The sequence below is a fragment of the Micromonospora parva genome (assembly GCF_000718515.1).
GTDB lineage: Bacteria > Actinomycetota > Actinomycetes > Mycobacteriales > Micromonosporaceae > Micromonospora > Micromonospora parva.
Window position 1 is genome coordinate 249,671 of the sequence record NZ_JNZS01000011.1, and the last position, 24,547, is coordinate 274,217.

23 protein-coding genes are annotated in these 24,547 nt (G+C 71.7%); 11 read left to right on the plus strand and 12 right to left on the minus strand.

Translation table 11 applies throughout. The features are described from left to right. Positions 1 to 19 precede the first annotated feature (19 nt). Positions 20 to 1,378 carry a uroporphyrinogen-III C-methyltransferase gene (cobA, locus tag IF22_RS0117980; RefSeq protein WP_030333446.1) on the plus strand — a complete coding sequence of 453 codons (1,359 nt, stop codon included), beginning with the start codon at positions 20 to 22 and terminating at the stop codon, positions 1,376 to 1,378. A 221-nt stretch (positions 1,379 to 1,599) separates the two neighbouring features. Here cobA and otsB read toward each other — a convergent pair whose 3' ends face one another. From otsB to IF22_RS0118000, 4 genes are all read right to left on the minus strand, one after another. Further along, positions 1,600 to 4,161 (minus strand): trehalose-phosphatase, encoded by a 2,562-nt coding sequence (otsB, locus tag IF22_RS0117985; protein WP_051708603.1) that lies wholly within the window; start codon positions 4,159 to 4,161, stop codon positions 1,600 to 1,602. A gap of 41 nt (positions 4,162 to 4,202) precedes the next feature. Next, positions 4,203 to 5,603 (minus strand): alpha,alpha-trehalose-phosphate synthase (UDP-forming), encoded by a 1,401-nt coding sequence (locus IF22_RS0117990; protein ID WP_030333449.1) that lies wholly within the window; start codon positions 5,601 to 5,603, stop codon positions 4,203 to 4,205. A 143-nt stretch (positions 5,604 to 5,746) separates the two neighbouring features. Then, positions 5,747 to 6,139: a hypothetical protein gene (locus IF22_RS33795; RefSeq protein ID WP_051708584.1), complete on the minus strand. Its 393-nt coding sequence runs from the start codon at positions 6,137 to 6,139 to the stop codon at positions 5,747 to 5,749. After that, positions 6,136 to 6,420 carry a hypothetical protein gene (locus tag IF22_RS0118000; RefSeq protein ID WP_156057614.1) on the minus strand — a complete coding sequence of 95 codons (285 nt, stop codon included), beginning with the start codon at positions 6,418 to 6,420 and terminating at the stop codon, positions 6,136 to 6,138. Before IF22_RS0118000 ends, IF22_RS33795 begins: the two co-directional genes overlap by 4 nt. 209 nt (positions 6,421 to 6,629) lie before the next feature. On the opposite strand from IF22_RS0118000, the gene ettA reads away from it, so the two are divergent. From ettA to IF22_RS0118020, 4 genes are all read left to right on the plus strand, one after another. Beyond that, positions 6,630 to 8,306 carry an energy-dependent translational throttle protein EttA gene (ettA, locus tag IF22_RS0118005; protein ID WP_030333455.1) on the plus strand — a complete coding sequence of 559 codons (1,677 nt, stop codon included), beginning with the start codon at positions 6,630 to 6,632 and terminating at the stop codon, positions 8,304 to 8,306. 12 nt (positions 8,307 to 8,318) lie between these two features. Then, complete coding sequence (locus IF22_RS0118010; RefSeq protein WP_030333456.1) at positions 8,319 to 8,765, plus strand: acyl-CoA thioesterase; 447 nt, start codon at positions 8,319 to 8,321, stop codon at positions 8,763 to 8,765. Next, a complete protein-coding gene (locus IF22_RS0118015; RefSeq protein ID WP_030333458.1) occupies positions 8,762 to 9,499 on the plus strand; it encodes a DUF8185 domain-containing protein in 738 nt (245 codons plus the stop codon). The genes IF22_RS0118010 and IF22_RS0118015 overlap by 4 nt, the downstream gene beginning before the upstream one ends. Positions 9,500 to 9,630: 131 nt before the next feature. Beyond that, positions 9,631 to 10,215 (plus strand): type III secretion system chaperone family protein, encoded by a 585-nt coding sequence (locus tag IF22_RS0118020; protein WP_030333460.1) that lies wholly within the window; start codon positions 9,631 to 9,633, stop codon positions 10,213 to 10,215. Between the two features lie 21 nt (positions 10,216 to 10,236). Here the strand turns inward: IF22_RS0118020 and IF22_RS0118025 are convergent, their stop codons facing one another. The 4 genes from IF22_RS0118025 to IF22_RS0118040 form a co-directional block, all read right to left on the minus strand. Further along, a complete protein-coding gene (locus tag IF22_RS0118025; RefSeq protein ID WP_081883881.1) occupies positions 10,237 to 10,626 on the minus strand; it encodes a globin in 390 nt (129 codons plus the stop codon). A 163-nt stretch (positions 10,627 to 10,789) separates the two neighbouring features. Then, positions 10,790 to 12,178, minus strand: coding sequence for an MFS transporter (locus IF22_RS0118030; RefSeq protein ID WP_051708604.1), 1,389 nt, complete (start codon positions 12,176 to 12,178; stop codon positions 10,790 to 10,792). Positions 12,179 to 12,410: 232 nt separating this feature from the next. Then, positions 12,411 to 13,403: a mechanosensitive ion channel family protein gene (locus IF22_RS0118035; RefSeq protein ID WP_483414219.1), complete on the minus strand. Its 993-nt coding sequence runs from the start codon at positions 13,401 to 13,403 to the stop codon at positions 12,411 to 12,413. Positions 13,404 to 13,539: 136 nt separating this feature from the next. Continuing rightward, positions 13,540 to 14,256 (minus strand): hypothetical protein, encoded by a 717-nt coding sequence (locus IF22_RS0118040; RefSeq protein WP_156057617.1) that lies wholly within the window; start codon positions 14,254 to 14,256, stop codon positions 13,540 to 13,542. A gap of 223 nt (positions 14,257 to 14,479) precedes the next feature. On the opposite strand from IF22_RS0118040, the gene IF22_RS0118045 reads away from it, so the two are divergent. Then, the gene (locus IF22_RS0118045; RefSeq protein WP_030333470.1) at positions 14,480 to 15,016 is read left to right on the plus strand and encodes an HNH endonuclease; all 537 of its coding nucleotides are present in this window, start codon (positions 14,480 to 14,482) and stop codon (positions 15,014 to 15,016) included. A 15-nt stretch (positions 15,017 to 15,031) separates the two neighbouring features. On the opposite strand, the gene IF22_RS0118050 is transcribed toward IF22_RS0118045, so the two are convergent. Then, positions 15,032 to 16,627, minus strand: a complete 1,596-nt coding sequence (locus IF22_RS0118050) for a DUF6194 family protein (RefSeq protein ID WP_030333472.1) — start codon at positions 16,625 to 16,627, stop codon at positions 15,032 to 15,034. 96 nt (positions 16,628 to 16,723) lie between these two features. Between IF22_RS0118050 and IF22_RS0118055 the strand changes: the two genes are divergently transcribed. Then, positions 16,724 to 17,455 carry a TioE family transcriptional regulator gene (locus IF22_RS0118055; RefSeq protein WP_245233664.1) on the plus strand — a complete coding sequence of 244 codons (732 nt, stop codon included), beginning with the start codon at positions 16,724 to 16,726 and terminating at the stop codon, positions 17,453 to 17,455. Here IF22_RS0118055 and IF22_RS0118060 read toward each other — a convergent pair. From IF22_RS0118060 to IF22_RS0118070, 3 genes are all read right to left on the minus strand, one after another. Then, positions 17,398 to 18,174 (minus strand): class F sortase, encoded by a 777-nt coding sequence (locus IF22_RS0118060; RefSeq protein ID WP_030333476.1) that lies wholly within the window; start codon positions 18,172 to 18,174, stop codon positions 17,398 to 17,400. The two genes, IF22_RS0118055 and IF22_RS0118060, sit on opposite strands and share 58 nt — an antisense overlap. Positions 18,175 to 18,249: 75 nt before the next feature. Next, positions 18,250 to 18,774 carry a hypothetical protein gene (locus IF22_RS0118065; RefSeq protein WP_030333478.1) on the minus strand — a complete coding sequence of 175 codons (525 nt, stop codon included), beginning with the start codon at positions 18,772 to 18,774 and terminating at the stop codon, positions 18,250 to 18,252. Between the two features lie 105 nt (positions 18,775 to 18,879). Then, a complete protein-coding gene (locus tag IF22_RS0118070; RefSeq protein WP_030333480.1) occupies positions 18,880 to 19,344 on the minus strand; it encodes an Lrp/AsnC family transcriptional regulator in 465 nt (154 codons plus the stop codon). A 148-nt stretch (positions 19,345 to 19,492) separates the two neighbouring features. Between IF22_RS0118070 and IF22_RS0118075 the strand changes: the two genes are divergently transcribed. From IF22_RS0118075 to IF22_RS0118090, 4 genes are read left to right on the plus strand one after another with little or no spacing between them, the layout of a single operon-like run. Continuing rightward, entirely contained in the window at positions 19,493 to 20,395 is a 903-nt protein-coding gene (locus IF22_RS0118075; RefSeq protein ID WP_030333482.1) for a tryptophan 2,3-dioxygenase, read from the plus strand. A gap of 14 nt (positions 20,396 to 20,409) precedes the next feature. After that, positions 20,410 to 21,690: a kynureninase gene (kynU, locus tag IF22_RS0118080; RefSeq protein WP_030333484.1), complete on the plus strand. Its 1,281-nt coding sequence runs from the start codon at positions 20,410 to 20,412 to the stop codon at positions 21,688 to 21,690. Then, positions 21,687 to 23,024, plus strand: a complete 1,338-nt coding sequence (locus IF22_RS0118085; protein ID WP_030333486.1) for an FAD-dependent oxidoreductase — start codon at positions 21,687 to 21,689, stop codon at positions 23,022 to 23,024. Before kynU ends, IF22_RS0118085 begins: the two co-directional genes overlap by 4 nt. A gap of 23 nt (positions 23,025 to 23,047) precedes the next feature. Continuing rightward, entirely contained in the window at positions 23,048 to 24,529 is a 1,482-nt protein-coding gene (locus tag IF22_RS0118090) for a 2-hydroxymuconic semialdehyde dehydrogenase (protein WP_030333488.1), read from the plus strand. The last annotated feature ends 18 nt before the right edge of the window (positions 24,530 to 24,547 follow it).

Genomic DNA, 24,547 nt, shown 5'->3' on the forward strand with positions numbered 1-24,547 from the left:
TCCGCCCCGGCGGTGCGGCATGACCGCCAACCCGTACCCGCTCGGGCTGCGCCTGCATGGGCGACGGGTGGTGGTGGTGGGCGGCGGCACGGTCGCCACCCGGCGGGTGCCCGCGCTGCTGGACGCCGGTGCGGACGTCCTGCTGGTGGCCCCGGAACTGACCCCGGCGCTGCGCGCCCAGGTCGACGCGGGGCGGCTGCACTGGGTGCCGCGCCGGTTCGAACCGGAGGACCTGGACGGCGCCTGGCTGGTCCAGGTCGCCATCGACGACCCGATGGCGGCGGCCTCGGTGAGCGCCGTCGCCGCCGAGCGGCGGATCTTTTGCATCCGGGCCGACGACCGCACGGCCGCCACCGCCTGGACCCCGGCGGTGACCCGGCACGGTCCGGTCACCGTGGCGGTGCTCGGCGGCGGCGACCCCCGACGGGCGATGACCGTCCGTGACGCGATCCGCGACCTGCTCGCGGTCCGCCTGGGATCGGACAGGACCGCTTCGACGCGGGGCCGGCCCGGCTCTTCGGCCGGTGCGACAGGTGGGACCGACGTGGTCGGCGCGACCGGCACAGCCGGCGCGGGCGGCGCGACCGGTGCGGCCAGCGCGACCGGTGCGGCCAGCGCGACCGGTGCGGGCAGTGCGGGCGGTGGGCGGCGGGCCGGGCGGGTGGTGCTGGTCGGGGCGGGGCCTGGTGATCCCGAGCTGATCACGGTCAAGGGCTGGCGGCTGCTCACCGAGGCGGACGTGGTGGTCGCCGACCGCCTGGTGCCCGGCCTGCTCCTGGACGAGCTGCGCCCGGACGTCGAGCTGGTGGACGCCTCGAAGATCCCCTACGGCCCGTCCCGGGCTCAGGAGGAGATCAACCAGATCCTGGTCGACCGGGCCCTGGCCGGCGCCGTCGTGGTCCGGCTCAAGGGCGGCGACCCGTACGTCTTCGGGCGCGGTGGTGAGGAGTTGCTGGCCTGCGCGGCGGCCGGTGTGCCGGTGACAGTGGTCCCCGGGGTGACCAGTTCGATCGCCGCCCCGGCGGCGGCCGGGATTCCGGTCACCCATCGGGGGGTGGCGCACGAGTTCACAGTGGTCTCCGGGCACCTGGCACCCGACTCGCCGGCCTCGCTGGTGCGCTGGGACGCCCTCGCCGGTCTGCACGGCACCCTGGTGATCCTGATGGGGCTGAAGAACCTCGCTGCCATCACTGCCACCCTGATCGCCCACGGTCGGCCGCCGCAGACGCCGGCCGCCGTCGTCCAGGAAGCCACCACCGGCACCCAACGCGTCCTGCGGTCCACGCTGGGCGAGGTGGCCGCCGACCTGCTCGCCGCCGACCTTCGCCCGCCCGCCGTCGTCGTGGTGGGAGACGTGGTGGGCACGCTCGACGGCTGAGGGTCCGTTCCGACCGCGCCGGCGACACCGGTCGGGCGTGCCAGGGTGCTCACGGACGAGATCTTGGACAGTTTCCGTCACGTGCTGACGGAAACTGTCCAAGATTGCCAGCGATGGCCGGTGCGGCGAGGGTCAGGACAGCGGGCCGGCGACGTGGCGGTGCCGGCACAGACGACGGGCCGGAGCAGCGCTGCTCCGGCCCGTCGTGGTCTGTCGGTCGACTACTGCTTGAGCATGTTGTCCAGCAGCAGGGCGCAGCGGATCAGCCCGAGGTGGCTGTACGCCTGCGGGTGGTTGCCCAGGCCGCGCTCGGCCAGCGGGTCGTACTGCTCGGGGAGCAGGCCGGTCGGGCCGGCGGTCAGCACCATCTGCGCGAACAGCTCCTCGGCGTCGGTGCGCCGACCGGTGCGCAGGTACGCCTCAATCAGCCACGCCGTGCAGATGTGGAAACCGCCCTCACGGCCGGGCAGGCCGTCGTCCCAGTGGTAGCGGTAGACGACCGGGCCGCTGCGCAGGTCCGCCTCGATCCGCAGGACTGTGGACAGGAAGCGCGGGTCGTCGCCCGGGAGCAGGCCGGAGAGGCCGATCCAGAGCGACGAGGCGTCCATGTCCTCGTCCCCGTACGCGACGCTGTACGCCTCGACGTCGGAGTGCCAGCCGTGCTCCAGCACGTTGGCGCCGATCCGGTCCCGCAGGTCCTTCCACTCGGGCCGGTCCTCGCCGCCGTGCTGGCGCATCACGTGCAGCGCCCGGTCGACCGTCATCCAGCACATCACCTTGGAGAACACGTGGTGCCGGGGTGGCAGCCGGGCCTCCCAGATGCCGTGATCGGGCTCGTGCCAGCGGCGGCGGACCGCCTCGACCATGTTCTCCAGGACCCGCCACTCGTCGTCGCGGACCGAGCCGCGGGCGTCGGCGACGGCCGCGATCAGGTCGGCGATCGGGCCGAAGACGTCCAGCTGCAACTGGTGGTTGGCGAGGTTGCCGACCCGGACCGGCCGGGAGCCGGCGTACCCGGGCAGCGTGTCGATGACCGCCTCGGCGCCCAGCTCGTAACCGTCGATGGTGTAGAGCGGGTGCAGCCGCTCCGGGTGCCCGCCGGTGCGCTCGATGCAGCCGTCCACCCAGCGCAGCAGCGCCTCGGCCTCCTCGACGGAGCCCAGGTCGACCAGGGCGCGGGCGGTCAGCGCGGCGTCGCGCAGCCAGCAGTAGCGGTAGTCCCAGTTGCGGACGCCGCCCAGCTCCTCGGGGAGCGAGGTGGTCGCCGCGGCCAGGATCGAGCCGGTGGCCTCGTGGCAGAGCCCGCGCAGGGTGAGGGCGCTGCGCGCGACCAGGTCACGAGCGGTGGACGGCAGCCGCAGCGAGGCCACCCAGTCCTTCCACGGCTGCTCGGCGGCGGCCTGACGCTCGTGGATCGGCACCCGGTGATGTTCCAGGCTGTGCGTGCCGAAGCGCAGCTCCAGCACGACCTGTCCGCCGGCCGCGGAGAGGTCGACGATCGCCTTGGCGGTCTCGTACCCGCCGTCGTTGCCGACCTCCCACTGCACGCCGGGGGAGTAGAGCGCGACCGGCTCGTTGGAGCCGAGCACCAGCAGGCCGTCGCCGAGTGGCTGCAACTGCACGGCCACCTGGCCGAACTCCGGCCGTGGTGCGAACTCCACCCGGGCCTTGCCGCCGCCGGTCAGCACCCGGACCAGGGTCGAGTCACCGGTGACGACCGCCGGGCCGTCCGGGGTGGTCTCCCGGGCCGGCTTGTCCAACCAGTCGGTGACGGTGAGCCCGGACCAGCGGGTCTCCACTGTCATCGTGCCGGAGCGGTAGCGCTGACCCAGCGGGATGCCGCCGCGTTCCGGGACGATGCTGAAGTGGCCGGCCGGGCTGCCACCGACCAGATCGGCGAAGATCGCCGCCGAGTCCGGCTTGGGGTGGCAGAGCCAGCTCACCTTGGCCTCGGGGGTGAGCAACGCGACGGTACGACCGTTGGCCAGCATGGAGTGCCGCTCGATCGGCACCGCCCGCTCGCCGAACAGCCAGTGCCGGCGGGTCTCCAGCAGCAGCGCGAGTGCCCGCGCGGCCTCCAGCGGGTCGGCCACCCGGTAGCCGGCCTGGGTGTCACCGGGGCCGATCTTGATGCCGAGGTCGGGGCCGTGCAGGTTGCCGAACGCGTTCTCGTCGGTGATGTCGTCGCCGATGAACAGCACCGCGCTGGCGGCGAGCTGGGTCCGGAGCTGGTCGACAGCGGTGCCCTTGTGGGTGGCCACCACGGAGAGCTCGATGACCTCCTTGCCCTGGGTCACCGTGACGCCGTCGAACGTGGCCGGACCGTTGAGCACCGCCTCGATGGCCGAGGCCGCGACCTGCGGGTCGATTCCCCGGGTGTGCATGGCGACGCTGGCCGGTTTGCGTTCCAGCCGGATGCCCGGGTGCTCGGCGGCGATCTCGCGCAGCGCGTTGCGGACCTGGGTGCGAACGGCGACCAGCTCGGGCGAGAGCCGCTCGACGAAGCCGATGTCGAACTCGGAGCCGTGGCTGCCGACGAGGTGCACCTCGCTGGGCAGCCGGGAGAGGGCGGCCAGGTCGCGCAGCGCCCGACCGGAGACCACCGCGACGGTGGTCTGCGGCAGCGCGGCGAGTGCGCGGACCGCGGCCACCGACTCGGGCAGCGGGACGGCCGTGCTCGGATCCTCCACGATCGGCGCGAGCGTGCCGTCGTAGTCGCAGGCGACCAGGAGCTGGGGGACCCGGGCGATCCGGCCGATGGCGGCGCGCAGCTCAGGGTCCATGACCCCGGTGGCGATTGCCGCCCCATCGTTGACGGACGTGTTCACTCGGCCTCCGCCTCGGGAACTCCGAGCTCCGAGAGGAAAGACTTGGCCCAGTGGCCCACGTCGTGGGTACGCAGGTGACGTTGCATTGTCCGCATCCGGCGGCGTGCCTCGGTTTTCTCCACGTGCACGGCCCGGAGGAGGGCGTCCTTGACCGCGTCCGGGTCGTGCGGGTTACACAAAAATGCCTGGCGAAGCTCGGTGGCGGCACCGGCGAACTCACTGAGTACGAGCGCTCCACCCTGGTCGGCACGTGATGCTACGTATTCCTTCGCCACGAGGTTCATTCCGTCTCGCAGCGGGGTCACCATCATCACGTCGGCAGCAACGTACATCGCCGCCAGCTCACTGCGACTGTACGACTGATGGAGGTAATGGACCGCCGGCACGCCGACCCTGCCGAACTCGCCGTTGATCCGGCCGACCTCGCGCTCCACCTTGACCCGTAGTGCCTGGTAGTGCTCCACGCGCTCGCGGCTGGGCGTGGCGACCTGAACCATGACCGCGTCGGGAACTGTCAACTTTCCGTCAGCCAGCAGTTCCCGGAAGGCCTTGAGCCGCAACTCGATGCCCTTGGTGTAGTCCAGTCGGTCCACGCCCAGGATTATCGTCTTCGGGTCGCCCAGCTCGGCGCGGATCTGCTTGGCCCGGGCCTGGATCGCCGGGTCGGCGGCCATCCGCTCCATTTCCTGGGTGTCGATCGAGATGGGGAAGGCGCCGGCCTTCACCTGCCGACCGTCAACCTGGATCATCTGCCCCTCGTAGCGCAGCCCGAGCAGGTGCCGGGCCAGCCGGACGAAGTTCTGCGCGGCCAGCCGCTGCTGGAAACCGACCAGGTCGGCGCCGAGCAGGCCGCGCAGGATCTCGGTGCGGAACGGCATCTGCATGAACAGCTCGATCGGCGGGAACGGGATGTGCAGGAAGAACCCGATCCGCAGGTCCGGGCGCAGCTCACGGAGCATCGCCGGGACCAACTGGAGCTGGTAGTCCTGCACCCAGACCGTCGCGCCCTCGGCCGCCACGTCGGCCGCGGCCTCCGCGAACCGGGCGTTGACCAGGCGGTACGCCTCGCGCCACCGGCGCTTGTAGGCCGGTGTCTCCACCGCGTCGTGGTAGAGCGGCCAGATCGTCGCGTTGGACTGGCCCTCGTAGTAGCGCTCCAGCTCCTCGGCGCTGAGCGGGACCGGGTGCAGCCGGATCCCCTCCAGGTCGAACGGCTCGGGGGCCGCGCCGGTGCCACCGGCCCAGCCGACCCAGGTGCCCTTGTGTTCGGCGAGGACGGGGTGCAGCGCGGTGACCAGCCCGCCAGGGCTACGTCGCCACTGCCGGCCCTCGGGTGTGCTCACCTCGTCGACCGGCAGACGGTTCGCCACTACGACAAAGGAGCTACGGACGGTCACGATCGGCCACCTCCGGGTACTGACGGGTCCACCGCGATGAGCGTACTGAGCGTAGCTGCGGCGTCTTGTGCCTAGTGCCGGAGTCTCCTACCCGCCTCCGTCTGACCGAACCCTGAAGGTGATCTTCTCGACAGCCGCCCTGGTCAGAGGTCGATGATCGGCCACTCCTTGGGCAGCACCTCGCCGAGCAGCTCCCGCCGATCCGTCATGATCGGTACGAGAGGGTGCACAGCGGCGTCCATCGCCAACTGGGCCAGGTCCATCCGGCCGTTCATCCGGCGCGACCAACCGCCGAGATAGCTGCACATTTCCGGTTCGACGGGGGTGACCTGCACCTGCGGTAGCGCGCCGAGCAGTTCGAGCATCTCCCACTGCTCGGCCGTGGCCCGCTCATGGGCGCCCGCGAGGCACAGTGCGGGCACAAGAACATCCCTGTTGTAGTCGGCGGCCTCCGCGATCCTCTTTCCGACATCCCTGGCGCCGGATGAGTAGGAGAGCAGCGCGGTCGTGTCCAGCGCCAACCCGAACGCGATCACCGGCGTGCCTTCGCCCGTGCCGCGAGGACCTCTGCCTGTAGCCGGGCGGCCTGCTCACGAAGTTCGGGGGTGATGCGTGCCTTGAGCTGCTCCATCTCCGCATGAGCTTCGGCTACGTCCTCGTCGGTGATGACGAAACCGGCGCGCGCGAGCACCTCCCGCGTCTTTTCGCCGGCCATCTGGCGGCGCACGGCTCGGGCTACGAAGGCGGAGACGTTGGGCTCGGTGGCCAACCGGTCGGCCACGTCGTCGGGCACGCTGATGGCGATCTTCTTGGTCATACTGGAACGCTAATTGGTAGTACCGCTGTCGGCAAAGAGGCTCGCCCGCGTACTCCTGGGGCGGGGTGATGTGGGCGAAGCGCGTCGTACCTGTCAGGATTGACGATGGCGTGCGCGCGGCCGGCTCCCGGCCGGCGGCGGCGGGCGGTCCTCGCAGCCCGCGCCGCGCCGCCGATCAGCGACAGCAACCGACGGAGGTAGCCCGCACCGTGGCCCAGTACATCTACGTCCTGGAAAAGGCGCGCAAGGCGCACGGCGACAAGGTCGTGCTCGACAACGTCACGTTGAGCTTCCTGCCGGGGGCCAAGATCGGTGTGCTCGGCCCCAACGGCGCCGGTAAGTCCAGCCTCCTCAAGATCATGGCAGGGCTGGACAAGCCGAGCAACGGCGAGGCCCGGCTGATGCCCGGCTACACCGTCGGCATGCTCGCCCAGGAGCCCCCGCTCAACGAGGCCAAGACCGTGCTCGGCAACGTCGAGGAGGCGGTCGCCGAGACCAAGGCCAAGCTGGAGCGGTTCAACAAGATCGCCGAGCAGATGGCGACCGACTACTCCGACGAGCTGATGGAGGAGATGGGCAAGCTCCAGGAGGAGCTTGATCACCTCGACGCCTGGGACATCGACTCCAAGCTCGAACTGGCCATGGACGCGCTGCGCTGCCCGCCGCCGGACGCCGACGTGACCCAGCTCTCCGGCGGTGAGCGTCGCCGGGTCGCGCTCTGCAAGCTGCTGCTGGAGGCGCCCGACCTGCTGCTGCTCGACGAGCCCACCAACCACCTGGACGCGGAGAGCGTCTCCTGGCTGGAGCAGCACCTGGCGAAGTACGCCGGCACGGTCATGGCGATCACCCACGACCGGTACTTCCTCGACAACGTGGCCGGCTGGATCCTGGAGCTGGACCGCGGCCGGGCCATCGGGTACGAGGGCAACTACTCCACCTACCTGGAGAAGAAGGCCGCCCGGCTGGCCGTCGAGGGTCGTCGCGACGCCAAGATGAAGAAGCGCCTCACCGAGGAGCTGGACTGGGTCCGCTCCAACGCCAAGGCCCGACAGACCAAGTCCAAGGCCCGCCTGGACCGCTACGACGAGATGGCCAGCGAGGCGGAGAAGACCCGCAAGCTGGACTTCGAGGAGATCCAGATCCCGCCGGGCCCGCGCCTGGGCAGCACGGTGATCGAGGCGAACAACCTCAGCAAGGGCTTCGGTGACCGGCTGCTGATCGACAACCTGTCGTTCTCGCTGCCCCGCAACGGCATCGTCGGCATCATCGGCCCGAACGGCGTCGGCAAGACCACCCTGTTCAAGACCATCGTCGGGCTGGAGCAGCCGACCGGCGGGTCGGTCCGGGTCGGCGAGACGGTTTCCCTGTCGTACGTCGACCAGAACCGGGAGGGCCTCAACGGCGACAAGACCGTCTGGGAGGTCGTCTCCGACGGACTGGACTACCTGATGGTGGGCAAGGTCGAGATGCCGTCGCGGGCGTACATCGCCGCGTTCGGCTTCAAGGGCCCGGACCAGCAGAAGCCGACCAAGGTGCTCTCCGGCGGCGAGCGCAACCGGCTGAACCTGGCGCTGACCCTGAAGATCGGCGGCAACGTCATCCTGCTCGACGAGCCGACCAACGACCTGGACGTGGAGACGCTCTCCAGCCTGGAGAACGCCCTGCTGGAGTTCCCCGGCTGCGCCGTGGTCATCTCCCACGACCGGATGTTCCTGGACCGCGTCGCCACGCACATCCTGGCCTGGGAGGGCGACGACCAGGACCCGGCGAAGTGGTTCTGGTTCGAGGGCAACTTCGAGGCGTACGAGAAGAACAAGATCGACCGCCTCGGCGCGGAGGCCGCCCGGCCGCACCGGGTGACCTACCGCAAGCTGACCCGCGACTGACCGGCGCAGACGGTGTCTGATCGCTTCGTCTACCACTGCACCCTGCGCTGGTCCGACCTGGACGCGTACGGCCACGTCAACAACTCGCGTTTCCTCACCCTGTACGAGGAGGCGCGGGTCGCGTTGATGTTCGCCGGCGGGCGGGCCTGGGGTGTCGGCTCGTTCGCCGACGGGGTGGTGATCCGCCGTCACGAGGTCGACTACCTGCGCCCGGTCGACTACGCGCTCGGCCGGGCCACCGCGGAGGCGGCGCCCACCGTACGGATCGAGCTGTGGGTGGAGGAGATCCGGGCCTCCCGGTTCACCGTCGCCTACGAGCTGTACGACGGCGACGTGCTGGCCAGCCGGGCCCGGTCCGTGCTGGTGCCGTTCGACCTGACCCGTCAGGTGCCCCGGCGGATCACCACCGAGGAACGGGACTTCCTGCTCACGTACGCACCGCAGGGCGGTGTGGGGTGACCCGGCCGGGCACCGCTGGGCCGGGCCGGGTGGCGGCGTCGACGCACGGTGTCGCCGGGGTGGCCGACGCGGGCGCCTTCCTGGCCCGGCTGGTCCGACTGGACCCGGCCGCGCCGGTCCGGCTGCGGCCGGCCGGCGCACCCGGCCGGGTCGCGCTGTGGGCCCGGCTGCCGTGGCAGGTTCTGGTGGTCCGCACCGTTGCCGGCGGGCCGGCCGACGGCGCCGCTGAGGACGTCACGGTGGCCGCCGCGGAGCTGCTCGCCGAGCTGGAGCGCGGCGGTACGGCCCTGCCGGCCCGGCGGGACGCCCAGTGGCGGTGGCCGCTGCCGCCGGCGCGGAGCCAGCAGGTGGAGGCGCTGCCCGTCGCCGAGCTGCGACGGATCGCGGACGCGGCGGCGGGCACCCTGCGGACGGCGAGCGAGCAGGGTGTCGCCGGCCGGGCTGTGGGCCAGCGGGCGCTGCGCGACGCGTTGCTCGACCACGTGGCGGTGCTGATCACCCCGGACGGGACGCCCGCCGCGCCGGTCGAGGTGCCGCAGCGGCTGGTGCAGGGGGTGGTCCGGATGGGCTTCCTCGGCGCCGCCGACGGCTCGTCGGCCGGCGAGGGCGGGGGCACCGTTCAGGTGCGGGTGGCCGGTCGTTGGGTCGGCCTGGTGGGACCGCACGGAGCGGCGTGGTTGCAGAAGGCCACGGATCTTGCCGTGACACCCCTGAGCGCTCGTCCGAACGGATGACCCCGGTTCATTCTTCTGGTCAGGGGCGGTCGTTGGGGGGGTGCTTCAACCCGGCTGTCCGGGTACCGTCCATCCTCGGATCCAACGCACCGTAGGCGACTGGATCCGCTGGGGAGTGAGGTGCGCGAGCGATGCCGTGGTGGTCATGGCGCCCCGGTCCCGCCGACGGCGGCGATCCGGAAACCCGAAGCGGGATCACAGTCGACAGTGCGGTCCGGATTGGTCCGCCCAGCCCTCGCCAGCCGGGGGACGACTGCCCGTCCAACGAGCGGCCAGTGCTGACCGAGATGCCCGCCACCGTCGAGCCGGTGAGCCTGCGCCGGGTCTGTGACGCACTCGATCTACTGGACGTGCGCTACCTGGCCGACGGCGACGGCAACCTGCTGGCGATGTGGGAGCGGCACGCGGTGCTGGTCACCCTGGAAGGCCCCGAGGACGAGATCCTCGTCATGCGGGCCCGTCCGCACGCCACGGTCCCGCCGGACTGGGCCGACCGGGCGTACCGGGTGGTCAACGAGTGGAACCACACCCGCCGGTTCTGCAAGGCGTACATCGGTGACCCGACCGAGCGCGGTCAGTTGCCGATCTACGCGGAGCTTCAGGTCCCGCTCGGTGCCGGCACCCACGACGCGCTGTTGGTCGAGATGCTCGACTGTGGCGCGGCGGTCGCCACCAGCTTCGTGGACTGGCTGCACGACGAGGGCGCGCTGCTCTGACGGTGTGGCGGGCCGGGCGGGTCAGACGCCGTGGGCGGGGTCGTCCTCGACGTTGACCATGAAGTACGCGGCCCGCTCCAGGTAGTCCCAGAGGGTGCCGGCGATCTCCGGCTCAAGGTCGAGTCGATCCACGGCCCGGCGCATGTTCCGCAGCCAGGCGTCCCGTTCGGCCGCGCCGATCCGGAACGGCGCGTGCCGCATCCGCAGCCGCGGGTGCCCGCGCTGGGCGGAGTAGGTGTTCGGCCCGCCCCAGTACTGCATCAGGAACAGGGTCATCCGGTCCGCGGCCGGGCCCAGGTCCTCCTCCGGGTACATGGGGCGCAGCAGGGGATCGGTGGCGATACCGGCGTAGAACTCGTCGACCAGCCTGCGGAAGGTGGGTTCGCCGCCGACCGCCTCGAAGAGGGTCATCGACGCACCGGGACGGTCGGATTCGCCTGCGGAAGTCACAGTTCCATCCTGCCAGGTGCGCCCCGGGCCGACCCGACCCGCACGGCGTGCGTCGGATCACGCCGGGTCGACGCCCCCCGATGTCGGGCGTCCGACCCGCTCGTGTCGACCTCGGCGCGACGGGTCAGGTGACGGCGTGCCGGCGGTGTCCGTCACCGGCGTGCGGGTCGGCGGTGGCGCCTCCCGGCGAGCGGTCACCGGGAGGGCCGTCGGGTCCGACGGCCGGCGGCTCGACGTTGGCCTTCGCAGCGGCGGTGATCGCGTCGTCCACCGTCTGCCGGTCCGGCCAGCGCAGCGTGGCCACCGCCATGAGCACCACCCCGGCCGCGCTCCACACCCCGACCACGATCGGGATCGGGAACCGGTCGGCGAGCACCCCGGTGACCAGCACCGCGAAACCCTGGATGACCTGCACACCGGTGGCCATCACGCCGAAGGCGCGGGCCCGGAACCCGTCCGGCAGTGCCTGGACGAACAACCCGTTGGCCATCGGCATCATGCCGGCGACCGCGAACCCGCAGAGCGCGGCGAGCAGCGCGACCATCAACGGCGGGGGGTCGAGGAGGGCCGGCACGAGCATCAGGGGGGCGAGCACCGCGAGCGGCCGCATCAGCTTCAGTCGGCGGGCCGGCCCGAACAGGCGACTCACCAGCAACCCGCCGAGGATGAAGCCGATCGGGTTCGCCATCATGATCGCTGCCTGGGCGGTGCCCGCACTGACGGCGCCGCGACTCTCGTCGTTGGCCCAGGCCGCGGCCAGCCCTTCGGGAACGATCGAGAAGAGCATCGCGCTGAACACCAGCACCGCGATGGCCCGCAGCACCGGTGTGCCGAACACGATGCCGAACCCCTGGCGGGTCTCGCGCAGCAGGTGACTGCGGTGCGCCGGGTTCATCACCGCCGGGCGGTCGCGCACGCCCAGGCGTACCAGCAGCGCCGAGAGGCCGAACGTGGCCGCGTTGAACAGCAGCGCCACCTCCGGGGTGATCGCGGCGAGAGCGGCGCCGAAGGCGTACCCCACCACCTGGGCGGCCTGCCCGACGCTGCTGTTCAGCGACAGACCCAGCACCAGTCGGTCCCCGGTGAGCAACTGCGGGATCAGCGCGGACTTCGCCGCCTGGCTCGGTGGGTTGGCCAAGGTGGCGGCGAAGATGAGCACCAGCACCGCCTGGTACGGCAGGCTCGGAATGGCGATGAGCAGCATCAGCGCCATCCGGATGAGGTCGCATGCCACCATCACCCGCCGGTACGGGTACCGCTCCGCGAGTGCGGCGAGCACCGGACCACCGAGCAGCCAGGGCAGGAAGCTGACGGCGAAGGCGGCCGCGGAGAGCGCGACGGACCGGGTCTGCTGGAAGACGAGCAGGGTGACGGCGGCCTTCGCTACATAGTCGCCGACCCAGGAGAGCGCGCTGGCCACGAACACAGCCCGGAACTCGCGCTGGGAGAACACTTCGCGAAATGTGGCCGGGCCTTCCGCGGAAGGTCGCTCGTTAGGCACCGTCGCCTCCATCGGCCCCGGCTTGGCCGCTCGTGGCAGCACGGCCGGAAGCTCTCGTCAGATCTACGGATCAGCGAGGATGTGATCACGCTTTGGTGGGAACGCGTGTTCCGGATTCTGCCCGATCGTCTGACAACTAGCTAGGTCGAACGGGTCGTTCGTCGCCTCCCCGACTGAACGAACGGACGATACCCGAGGGGCCGGCCGGCTCGCGACCCCTGAATCGCAGGACGATGTCGCCGGGTCAGGTGGCGCCGCCCTGACCAGTCTCACCGTCGGACAGCGGGCGGGTCGAGAGACCGGGATAGATGCGGGCCGCCGCGATCTGCGCGGTGATCCCCGAGTTCTCCAGGGCCTCCGCGAGCCGCCGACGCAACTCCCGACCCACAGCGAACTGCCCGTCCGCGGTCGTCTTCACCACTGTGCGGATCACCGCGCCGTCCACCGTCACCTGTTCGACCCCCAGCACCTCGGGTGCCTCCACGATCTCCGGCGACAGCTCCGGGTCCATCGCGACCGAGGCGGCAGCGGTCCGCAGCACCGCGGTGGCCTCCTCGGTGCTGTTGAAGCCGATCGGCAGGTCCACCACCACGAGGGCCCAGCCCTGGCTCTTGTTGCCCACCCGGATGATCTCGCCGTTGCGGATGTACCAGAGCACGCCCCGGCCGTCGCGCACCGTGGTGACCCGCAGGCCGACCGACTCGACCACACCCATCGCCTCGCCCAGGTCGACGTTGTCGCCCACGCCGTACTGGTCCTCGATCAGCATGAAGAGGCCGGCTATCAGGTCCTTCACCAGACTCTGCGCACCGAAGCCCAGCGCGACGCCGGCGATCCCCGCGCTGGCCAGCAGCGGAGCCAGGTCGAAGCTGAACTCGCGAAGGATCATCAGCAGCGCGATGCCGAAGACGAACGCGGTGGTCAGGCTGCGCAGCACCGACCCGATCGCCTCGGCCCGCTGCCGTCGTCGCTCGGGGACGAACTCGGCCGGGTCGGCCGCGGCGGTGGGCACCCGCTCGCGCAGCGGCCGCAGCATCGTCGGCACCGCGCCGTCGGTGGTCGTCCGCACCAACCGGTTGATCGTCCGGTGCAGCGCCCACCGGGCCACCATCGCCAGCGCCAGGATCAGCAGCACCCGAAGCGGTTTGAGCAGGATCCAGTAGCTGCCCTCGGCGAACCAGCCGGACCCGGTGATCCGGTAGATCCACTCGCAGGAGGTGCTGCCCTGGCAGCTCACCGAGACGGCGTCGGACAGGGCTAGGGGCGTCACGCTGGCGGCACTCACCCTGTCTTCGTACCGTAAGGAGACCGGGCGTCCGCCGCCGACCCACCGGCCGGTGATTCCACCGGCAGGCTTGCCTGCCGGTCGTTGCTCACCCTCTCGCGGGCAACTCGGCGCGCAGCCGTTCGTACTCGGCGTGACTGCCGATCGCCGCCCGGTGTTCGGGGTGCGCGACGTAGTGCCCGATGGCAGAGGCGAGGAATCCCGGATCGACGACGTCCGTCCGCAACGCCCGCCGGCTGCGCGGGATGCCGCGCCCCCGAACCAGTTCGGGTTCCGTGATCCGCATCGCCAGCCACGGACGACTGTCGGTCGCCGGGGGAACCTGCGGCGCCAGCATTGCCTCCCACGGCACGGTGAGCGAGCCCAGCGGCCAGGTCTGCCGTACCCCGGACGGATGCAGGCGTACCCCGTGACCCCGCCACGCCCGCGTGATCACCAACGCGGCCAGGAGCAACCAGAGAAGATTGAAAACCAGGTCGAACGTCGACAGAGTGCCCTCGCTGGTCGAGCGGATCAGCGCGCCGAGGCAGAGCGACGCGGGCCCGAGGTAGCCCAGGGCGAAGAACACCATCCAGGCCGGACCAGGGGTGGCGAAGGCGGGAACCTGCGGCCGCACCACGAAGTAGGCCGGACGGACCCCCATGAGGAACACCGACAGGACCAGCGCCGCCAGGGACAGCAACAGCAGGACGCGGGTCCCCACGGTGGAACCCGGGGCGGCGGCGTTCACGCAGGCAAGGACAAGCCCGAGCGCCAGGACGACGTGCCGGTGGCGCACGGTGGCGGCGGAAAGTCTGTCGATCATGCCCGTGACCATAGGTGTCGATGGCCACTGCCGCAGCTACCCGACCCGGCAGGGGTGATCCGCTTACCAGAAGAGAGATTAGTACGTGCAATCCGGGGTCCGATCAGGGACTATTGGCGCAACGGACGTCGGTGATCGGCCCGGCGTCGACCGTGTGGGCCGTTGTGCCCGGCCCCGGTCGGCGGCGGTCCCCAGCAGCCGCTGAACCGGGAGGGTGAGCGCGATGCCTGACATACGACCCACGGTGGGCTCCGGCGCGTTGGTCCTCAACGCCACCTACGAGCCGCTGTGTGTCGTGTCGGTGCGTCGCGCCGCGATCCTCGTCCTCTCCGCCAAGGCGGTCTGCGTCGCCGATGGTGACGGCATCCTGCACAGCGCCCGGGACGCGCTCCCGGTGCCGTCGGTGGTCCGGCTGACGCGCTTCGTCCGGGTGCCGTACCGAACGCATGTCGGGCTGTCCCGGCGGGCGATCTTCGCCCGGGACGGGTGGCGGTGCGCCTACTGCCGGGGCCCGGCCGAGACCATCGACCACGTCTTCCCGCGCAGCCGGGGCGGCCGGCACGCCTGGGAGAACGTCGTCGCCGCGTGCGCCAGGTGCAACCACACCAAGGGCGACAAGACCCCGGCCGAGATGGGGTGGCGGTTACACGCGTTGCCGGCCGCCCCGAAGGGCACCGCCTGGCGGGTCCTCGGGCACCGCGCCCCCGACCCCCGCTGGGCCGACTGGTTGGACCTGCGGGAGCCCGAGGCCGCCGCCTGACGTCGAGGGGCGTGGTCAGGCTCCGGACTGCGGGTGGGGTGCTCGGCGGGTCGCGCGTTCGTGGCGGTCGACAGCCCGGCGGTGCGCGACCGCGAGCAGCCGGTCGATCTCGGGCAGCAGGTGCGGGCCGGGCATGACGACGCTGGCGAACCCGTACAGGGCGTAGCCCGGGTGCGGCGCGAGGGTGTCCAGCCGGGCGAAGTCGAACTCGTGCCGGTGCTCCTCGAACTCCTTGGGCGGGAAGCCGAACAGCCGCTCGAACTCGGCCCGGCCGAGGTCCAGGTTGAGGCGGAAGACGCCGGGGCGGTCGAGCTGTGCGGCCTCGTCGAAGCCGGGCACGTCGTGCTCGACGATGGTGGCGAACGGCTGGCGGCGGTCCGGGCCCACGTGGAAGAACCGGTCGCCCCACGCCGCCTCGGGTGATCCGTTCTCCTCGCTCGCCACCACCTGCTCGACGTCGGGCAGTGCGAGGATCCGATCGGCGAGCACCGCCGCGTCGACACCGGTCGGGATGTGCAGGACCAGGTCGGCGTGGTCGATCGTGGCCTGATCCAGCGGGAAGTAGCGGTAGTCGTGCGTCCGCCGCTCGGCCGGCGCGATGTCGGCCGCCGGCAGGTACCGGGGCAGGCCGGCCTGCTGCTGGAGTCTGCCCTCGTAGGTCGAGGCGGCGGGCGCTCCGATGCCGAGCGCCGGGCTCGCGCCGAGGCTGCCGGCGATCACCGCGTACCGGTCACCCAGCAGCGCCGCGACGATCGCACCGGCGCCGGCCCAGGTCAGCTGCCTGTCGGCGAGCATCATCGTGCTCTGGTGGCGTTGCAGGTGCGCGTTGTGCGCGAAGACCACCGTGGGTCCGCGATGGGCCTCGACGGCCCGGATCGCGAGCAGGTTCTCGGCCATGAGCGCGTCCCGGACCGCGGCCAGGCGGTTGAAACGTTCCTCCTGCGCCACCGGGGTGGCGGCTGCGGCGTGGTAGCGCAGCAACTCCACTGCGGCCGTGGCGTGCACGAACGCCGCCGACCAGCCCTCGGACCTGCCCGGTGCCCGCAGGTACAGCTCGGTCAGCAGGTCGTCGGCGATCACCCGCAGACGCTGCGCGTCCGCCGAACGCCCGACCGACCGGCCCGGCTCCCAGATCGCGGCCGGGTCACTCCACCGCGCCTCGTCCCCGATCAGGTCGTCGATCTCGGCGGACCGGTCCACGCCGAGGAAGTGGCAGACCTGGCGGAGGTGGTGGCGTGGGCTCGGCGCGCTGTCCAGCTCGACCGGGGCGTCGAAGCCGTGGAACGTCAATCGCTCCGCGTCCGGCCGTCCGGCGTTCCACTCCCGCATCCGCAGCAGCAGGTCGCGGTTGGCCGGGTACGCGCCGAACCCGTGGCTGAACCCTTCGGCGAGCGCACGGTCGAGCGTCACGTCGGCGACGCCCCGCACGAACTCGTCGGCGATCAGCCCGGCCGCCCGGTCGCTCTCCAGGGCGATCGAGCGGTAGCCGTGCTCTGCCAGCGACAGGAAGGCCTCGTTGCGCAGCTGCAGGAAGGCGGATTCACCGTGCGTCGGTTCACCGAGCGCGAGAAGGTCCGGGGATGCCGCCAGCAGGTCGAGAAAAGATGCCATTCCATGAACCGTATCGTTGAACCAGCGGTTGAGACCTACGAGCGGCGGAGCGCGGTGACAGCCACAAAACCCTCAAACCTGGGTGTACGCCGACCGGTGGATCTCGCGCGTGCGCACGGCCTCTCCGCGCAGGCCGTGCGCAACTACGAACGCGACGGCGTCCTGCCGCCGGCCCAGCGCACCCCGAACGGCTACCGTCGCTTCACCGAGCTGCACGCCAAGGCCCTGGGCGCCTACCTCGCGTTGATCGTGGGCCACGGCTATCCGGCCAGCGGCGAGATCATGCGGGCCGTCAACCGGGGTGAGATCGACACGGCGCTGCGCGTCGTCGACCAGGGTCATGCGCTGCTCCAGCGCGATCGGGAAACCCTGGACGCGGTCGAGGCGGCGGTGGCGACGCTCACCGGGGCGCCGCCGCAGCCGCAGAGCCGCAGAGCCGTGCCGATCAGCGTGCTGGCCCACCGGCTCGGTGTACGACCGGCCACGCTACGCAAGTGGGAGCGGGCCGGGATTCTGCGGCCGGTGCGTGACCCGGCGACGGGCTACCGCGTCTACTCGGCTGACGACGTCCGCGACGCCGAACTGGCCCACCTGCTGCGCCGGGGCGGGTACCGGCTCGACCACATCGCCGACGTGCTGCGTCGGGTGCGCGACGCGGGCGGCGCGGAACCGCTCGCCGCGTCGCTGGGTCAGTGGCGGCAGCGACTCACCGAGCGGGGCCGGGCCATGCTCACCGCTGCCGCCCGGCTCGCCGACTACCTCGACGCTGCTCAGCCGCCGGAACGCGCCTTGACCAGCGAGGCGAAGACCACCACGTTGTCCGCATAGCCGGTCTCGCCGCCGACCCACTGCCCGCCACAGGTGATCAGTCGCAGGCTCGGGCGGCTGAAGTCCCCGTACACCTCGTCCACCGGCAGCCGGCCCTTGTCGAACTTCTCCACCGAGTTGACCTCGAAGACCGCCACCCGCTGATCGGTGCGGGTGACCTCGATCTCGTCACCGGAGCGCAGCTCGCGGAGTTTGTGGAAGACCGCCGGGCCGCTGGTGGTGTCGACGTGCCCGACGATCACGGCGGGACCGTACTGGCCCGGGGTGGGCCCCTGGTCGTACCACCCGGCCTCCTGGGCGCGGCCCGCGTCCGGCACGGCGATCGTGCCGTCCGGGGCGATGCCCACGGCGTGCACCGGCGCCCGCACGCCGATCTCCTCGATGGCGAGGCTGGTCGGCTGGCTGGCCGGCAGCACCGGGAACTTCTTCGGCGGTGGTCGCAGGCCGGCGCTGAGCCGGTCCGGCAGCAGGCTCATCCCGGTCACCTGCTCGACGCCGAGCATCGCCACGATCAGCACCATCAGCGCGCCGATGGCCAGCACCGGCAACCCGGGGCTCGTAGCGAAACGGTGTCGGGCCGACGGCGGCCCGGCCGGACGCCGTGGCGGCAGCGGGCGGGCGGCCGGATCGATGGTGGCGACACTTGCCGACACGGCCTGCCCGGCGACCCGGCGCAGCCGCCCGGAGACGCGCGCCACCAGCCGGCCGGACGCGCGCAGCGCCGGCCCGGCCCGGAGGCGGGCGCGGCGGTCCCGCCGCGCCCGCGCGGATCTGCGGGTCATTGGTGATCCGGCTCAGGAGCCGGCTCCCGATCGACGCCGGCCGCCGGCCATCCCGAGCCCGATCGCGGTGGCCACCAACGCGACGCCGCCGAGCACCAGCAACGAGCCGGTGCCGCGACCGCCGGCCATACCGCCGCCACCGGTCGCCGGCCCCTTGCTGGGCGAGGCCATGTTCAGCACTGTCAGGGTGGTCGACGAGGTCTGGCCGTTTTCGCAGCGCAGGTCGACCGGGTAGTCACCGGCCGGCTTGTCACGCGGAATGGTCACCTGTCCGGTCAGGAAACCCTTGTCCGGTTTGAGCATCACGTTCCCGAACGCGTCGGAGTGCACATTGGACTGGCGGTTGTTGTTGTCGTTGTCGCAGCTTGCCTTGATGCTGACCCGGCTACCGGCCTGGGCGCTGTTCGGTGTCACCTCGACGAAGACGTTCTCGCCGGCCCGAGCCGGTGCGACCGACAACAGGACGAACGCCCCGACCAGCCCCACCAGTGTCAGTAGCGACGAGAGCGCGCGGTTGATCGTGCGGATTCCCTGCATGATTTCCCCCCAACCGGCGACGACCGCCGGAACCCTCCCCTGGGCACGCGCGCTGCTTTCCCGTTGGCGCAGGCGCAAACCCGCAGGCGGGCGGGGTGCGGGGGGTCAGCGGGGGCGGGGTGCGGGGTTCGGGCTGGCAAGGGGGGTCACGGGCTGCCAGTTCAGCGGGGAGGAAAGGACCATCGTGCTCGACGGTTGGCCGTACGGGGCGAGACGGTCGATGACCCCCTCGAACGCGCCGATCGAGCCGGCCGCCACCTTCAGCACGCTGCACGCGTCCCCGGTGATCCGGTGGATCTCCAGGATCTCCGGCCAGCCGGCCACCGCCGGGTCGTGCAGGATGCACCGCGTTCCGTAACAGGACATCCGGATCAACGCGACCACTGTTCGGCCGGCGCGGGTCAGGTCGACATGGGCGTGGTAGCCGGTGATGACCCCGGACTCCTCCAGCCGGCGGACCCGCTCCGCTACCGACGGCGGCGACAGGTGCACCCGCCGGGACAACTCGCTGAAGGAGAGCCGCGCGTCGGCCTGCAACTCGCGCAGCAGCGCCCAGTCCATGTCGTCCACGCTCAGACCTTACTTTCGTGAACCGACTTCGCCTAGTTGCCTTTGGTTTGCCAGGAGAAGGCGGCGAGAGCCGTTGATTCGGCATTCCGCAGGCCGATCCGACCGCGAGATCATGGCGTCGCCTAGTCCGGGGGAGGGAGACGAGATGGTGGATCAGACGGAGCGGCGGGCGACGAACCGCCGTGCCACGGTGCAGCCGGTGACCCCCGGGCAGCGTGCCGCGCAGGCGGAGCGGACCGGTGGCGAGCCGACGTTGGAGTTCGCCGACATGGTGCCGTACGACGCGTACGTGCAGGCCAGCGCCCTGCACAAGATGCAGCACCCGCTCAGCGACGACCCCGGCGAGATGTCCTTCCTGATGGTCAGCCAGATCATGGAGCTGTACTTCGGGCTGACCTGCCACGAGCTGCGGGAGACCCAGCGGCTGATCCGCGCCGACCAGGTCTGGGAGGCGTTGGCCCCGCTGGGCCGAGCCAAGCTGCACCTTGAGGGGCTCAACGCCGCCTGGCAGGGCCTGCGCTGGATGAGCCCGGCCGACTTCAACCGGTTCCGCAACCTGCTCGGCGAAGCCTCCGGCTTCCAGTCGGCGATGTACCGGCAGTTGGAGTTCCTGCTCGGGTTGCGCGACCCGACGCTGATCCGCCCGTTCCGCCGGCAGGCCGAGGTGCACGCCGCGCTGAGCGCCGCGCTGGCCACCCCCAGCCTCTGGGACGACGTGCTCGCCCTGCTCGCCCGCCGCGGCTTCGACCTCCCCGCCGACCTGCTCGACCGGGACGTGGCCGTCGAGCACGACCCGCAGCCCTCGGTCGAGGCGGCCTGGGTGCGGATCTACGACGACGCCGGCCCGGACAACCACCTGCGGCTGCTCGGTGAGGCGCTGAGCGCGGTCGCCGAGGAGTTCGGCGACTGGCGCTGGAATCACGTCAAGGCGGTGCAGCGGACAATGGGCGCCAAGGTCGGCAGCGGAGGCTCCGCCGGCCTGGCGTGGTTGCAACGCAGCATGGCCCGGGTGGTCTTCCCGGAGCTGTGGTCGGCCCGCACCGCGATGTGACCGGAGAGCGAGACATGCACACCTCAGAACAAGAAGCGCATCGCCGCGACGAGGCCGACCCCGGCCACCGGCACCTGTTCCACGTGCCGCCGGCCGACGGGGGCGAGCACCCCGAGTCGGCGTACCTGGCCGGCAACTCACTCGGCCTGCAACCTCGGGCCACCCGCGACGAACTCCTGGCCGACCTGGACGCGTGGGGGCGGCTCGGCGTGGAGGGGCACCTGGAGGCGGAGCGCGCCTGGCTGCCGTACCACGAGTTGTTGACCGGGCCGGCCGCCCGACTGGTCGGCGCCCGCCCGGCGGAGGCCGTGGTGATGAACTCGCTCACCGTCAACCTGCACCTGCTGATGGTCAGTTTCTACCGCCCGGCCGGCGCGCGCACCCGCATCGTCATCGAGGACGCGGCCTTCCCCTCGGACAGCTACGCGGTGCGCAGCCAGGCCCGGTTCCACGGCCTGGACCCGGACGACACAGTGGTCCGGTTGCGTCCCCGCGACGGTGAGGATGCCCTGCGCACCGAGGATGTGACCGACTACCTGGCCGCCGAGGGTGACCGGGTGGCGCTGGTGCTGCTCGGCGGCGTCAACTACCTCACCGGCGAGCTGCTGGACATCCCGGCGATCACCGCTGCCGGCCGGGCCGCCGGCGCGGTGATCGGTTGGGACCTGGCCCACGCCGTCGGGAACGTGCCGCTGGCCCTGCACGACTGGGATGTCGACTTCGCCGCGTGGTGCTCCTACAAGTACCTGAACTCCGGCCCCGGTGCCCTGGCCGGTGTCTTCGTGCACGAGCGGCACCTCGGCGACGACAGCCTGCCCCGTTTCGAGGGGTGGTGGAGCACCGCATCGGCGACCCGGTTCGAGATGACGCCGGTGTCCCGGCCACCGGCCACTGTGGAGGCCTGGCAGATCTCCAACCCGCCGATCTTCGCGATGGGTCCGGTGCGTACCTCGCTGGAGCTGTTCGACACGGTGGGGATGACCGCGCTGCGCGCGCGCAGCCAGCGCCTCACCGGCTGGCTGGAGTCGCTGCTCGACCAGGTGACCGTCGGCCGGCCGCTGCGGGTGGTCACCCCGCGCGACCCGGCCCGCCGGGGCTGCCAGCTCTCCGTGCGCATCGGTTCCGGCAGCGCCGCCGAGCTGACCAAACGCCTCCGGTACGAACACGGGGTCATCGCCGACGCCCGCGAACCGGACGTCGTCCGGTTCGCCCCGGTGCCGCTGTACTCCACGTACCTGGACTGTTGGCGGGCCGCGTCCGCGCTGGCCGCGACGGTCGGGCGGGTGAACCCGTGACCGCGCGGCGCGACGAGATCGCGATCATCGGTGCCGGCCTGGCCGGCTGTCTGGCGGCCTGCTTCCTGGCCCGGCGGGGCTACCCGGTGGCCCTCTACGAGCGCCGCCCCGACCCGCGGGCCGGCACCGCCGAGCGCGGCCGCTCGATCAACCTGGCGCTCTCCGAGCGCGGCCTGGACGCGTTGCGCCGGATCGGGCTGGCCGAGCAGGTGATGACCGACGCGCTGCCGATGCGCGGCCGGATGATCCACCCGGTCGAGGGTGAGCAGCAGTTCCAGTCGTACAGCGCGGCCGGCGACCGGGCGATCAACTCGATCAGCCGGGGTGCGCTGAACAACGCCCTGCTGGACGAGGCCGCCGCGCTGCCCGGGGTACGGGTCGTCTTCGACCACCGCCTCGTCGGGCTCGACCCGACCGACGGCGCGCTGAGCTTCGAGACCCCGCAGGGCCCGGTCGCGGCGAAGGCGTCGGTCGTGCTGGGTGCCGACGGCGCCGGCTCCGCGGTGCGCGGGCAACTGCTGGCGTACGGGCTGCTCGACGAGAGCGTGGACTTCCTCGACTACGGCTACAAGGAGCTGACGATCCCGCCGCTGGGCGGGGACTTCGCCCTGGACCCGGACGCGTTGCACATCTGGCCGCGTGGCACCTCGATGATGATCGCCCTGCCGAACCCGGACCGCTCCTTCACCTGCACGCTGTTCTGGCCCAACGACGGTGCCGGCAGCTTCGCCTCCCTGACCAGCCCGGCGGAGATCGAACGGCACTTCACCGAGCACTATCCGGACGTGGTCCCGCTGGCCCCGAACCTGGTCGACGACTACCAGCACAACCCGGTGGGCGTGCTCGGCACGGTGCGCTGCACCCCCTGGCAGGTCAGCGGCACTGTCGGCCTGCTCGGCGACGCGGCGCACGCCATCGTGCCGTTCTACGGCCAGGGCGCCAACTGCGCGTTCGAGGACGTGGTGGAGCTGGACCGCTGCCTGGACGAGTGCGCCGACGACTGGTTGGCGGCGTTGCCGCTGTTCCAGCGGCGCCGGCAGGAGAACGCCGAGGCCATCGCGACGATGGCGCTCACCAACTTCGTGGAGATGCGGGACAAGGTCGCCTCACCGGTCTTCCAGGCCCGGCGGCGGGTGGAGCACGCACTGGAACGGGCCCTGCCCGGCCGGTACGTTTCCCAGTACGAGCTGGTGTCGTTCTCCACCACCCCGTACGCCGAGGTGCGCCGCCGGGTGCGCCGACAGCACCGGGTGCTCGGGGCGGTCGTCGGCGGGGCCGCGCTGCTGCTGGTCGGCGCGATCGGTGCGGCACTGAGCCGAGGGAGGCGCGCATGACCGGCACCTGGGATCCGCGACTGATGGCCGGCCACGCGCCGAGTGGCCCGCACCGGTTGCGCAACTTCGTCGCCGGTGAGTTCGTCGACGGCGCGACGACGTTCGCCAAGGCCAGCCCGGTCACCGGGGAGCAGGTCTTCGAGGTCGACGAGGCATCGGAGTCCACCGTGGACGACGCGGTGGCCGCCGCTCGGGCCGCGCTGCGCGGGCCGTGGGGTCGGATGGGGGAGCGGGAGCGCGCCGAGGTGCTGCGCCGCGTCGCCGACGAGTTGGAGCGCCGCTTCGACGACCTGATCACCGCCGAGGTCGCCGACACCGGCAAGTCCATCGCCCAGGCCCGCACGTTGGACATTCCGCGCGGTGCGGCGAACTTCCGGGCGTTCGCGGAGATCGTGGCGACCGCACCCACCGAGTCGTTCACCACTGTCACCCCGACCGGCGGCCGGGCGCTCAACTACGCGCTGCGCAAGCCGGTCGGTGTGGTAGCTGTCATCGTGCCGTGGAACCTGCCGCTGCTGCTGCTCACCTGGAAGGTGGCTCCGGCGCTGGCCTGCGGCAACGCGGTGGTGGTCAAGCCCAGCGAGGAGACTCCCGCCTCGGCGACGCTGCTCGCCGAGGTGATGGCGGCGGCCGGGGTGCCGGCCGGGGTGTTCAACCTGGTGCACGGCTTCGGGCCGGGTTCGGCCGGTGAACATCTCACCCGCCACCCGGGGGTCGACGCGATCACCTTCACCGGCGAGTCGGCCACCGGCGGCGCGATCATGCGGGCCGCCGCCGACGGGGTGAAGGCGGTCAGCTTCGAGTTGGGCGGCAAGAACGCCGGCCTGGTCTTCGCCGACGCCGACCTGGACGCCGCGGTCGCCGGCTCGGTGCGGTCCAGCTTCACCAACGGCGGGCAGGTGTGCCTCTGCACCGAGCGCATCTACGTGCAGCGCCCGGTCTTCGAGGAGTTCACCGCCCGGCTGGCCAAGCGGGCCGGCGAGCTGGCGTACGGCTGGCCGACCGACGAGGCCACCGCCACCATGCCGCTGATCTCCCACCAGCACCGGGCGAAGGTGCTCGGCGCGTACGACCTGGCCCGCGCCGAGGGCGCCGAGGTGCTCACCGGTGGCGGCACGCCCACCTTCGGCGACGCCCGCGACGGCGGGTCGTACGTGCAGCCGACGGTGCTCACCGGGCTCGCCCCGGACGCCCGTACCAACCGGGAGGAGATCTTCGGCCCGGTGGTGCACGTCGCGCCGTTCGACACCGAGGACGAGGCGTACGCCCTCGCCAACGGCACCGAGTACGGTCTGGCGGCGACCGTGTGGACCCGGGACGTGGGCGTGGCGCACCGGGCCGGCGCCCGGCTCGACGCCGGCATCGTCTGGGTGAACACCTGGTTCCTGCGGGATCTGCGCACCCCGTTCGGTGGGGTGAAGGCGTCCGGGATCGGTCGTGAGGGCGGCGTGCACTCGCTGAACTTCTACTCCGAACTCACCAACGTCTGCGTGGACCTGTCGTGAGCCGTACCGAGGGAGCGG

Bases quoted from the DNA above. Each gene is read 5' to 3' on its own strand.
- cobA (WP_030333446.1), top strand. From the start codon at position 20: ATGACCGCCAACCCGTACCCGCTCGGGCTGCGCCTGCATGGGCGACGG.
- otsB (WP_051708603.1), bottom strand. From the start codon at position 4,161: ATGGACCCTGAGCTGCGCGCCGCCATCGGCCGGATCGCCCGGGTCCCC.
- IF22_RS0118000 (WP_156057614.1), bottom strand. From the start codon at position 6,420: ATGACCAAGAAGATCGCCATCAGCGTGCCCGACGACGTGGCCGACCGG.
- IF22_RS0118020 (WP_030333460.1), top strand. From the start codon at position 9,631: ATGCCGTGGTGGTCATGGCGCCCCGGTCCCGCCGACGGCGGCGATCCG.
- IF22_RS0118025 (WP_081883881.1), bottom strand. From the start codon at position 10,626: ATGACCCTCTTCGAGGCGGTCGGCGGCGAACCCACCTTCCGCAGGCTG.
- IF22_RS0118030 (WP_051708604.1), bottom strand. From the start codon at position 12,178: ATGGAGGCGACGGTGCCTAACGAGCGACCTTCCGCGGAAGGCCCGGCC.
- IF22_RS0118040 (WP_156057617.1), bottom strand. From the start codon at position 14,256: ATGATCGACAGACTTTCCGCCGCCACCGTGCGCCACCGGCACGTCGTC.
- IF22_RS0118045 (WP_030333470.1), top strand. From the start codon at position 14,480: ATGCCTGACATACGACCCACGGTGGGCTCCGGCGCGTTGGTCCTCAAC.
- IF22_RS0118050 (WP_030333472.1), bottom strand. From the start codon at position 16,627: ATGGCATCTTTTCTCGACCTGCTGGCGGCATCCCCGGACCTTCTCGCG.
- IF22_RS0118065 (WP_030333478.1), bottom strand. From the start codon at position 18,774: ATGCAGGGAATCCGCACGATCAACCGCGCGCTCTCGTCGCTACTGACA.
- kynU (WP_030333484.1), top strand. From the start codon at position 20,410: ATGCACACCTCAGAACAAGAAGCGCATCGCCGCGACGAGGCCGACCCC.
- IF22_RS0118090 (WP_030333488.1), top strand. From the start codon at position 23,048: ATGGCCGGCCACGCGCCGAGTGGCCCGCACCGGTTGCGCAACTTCGTC.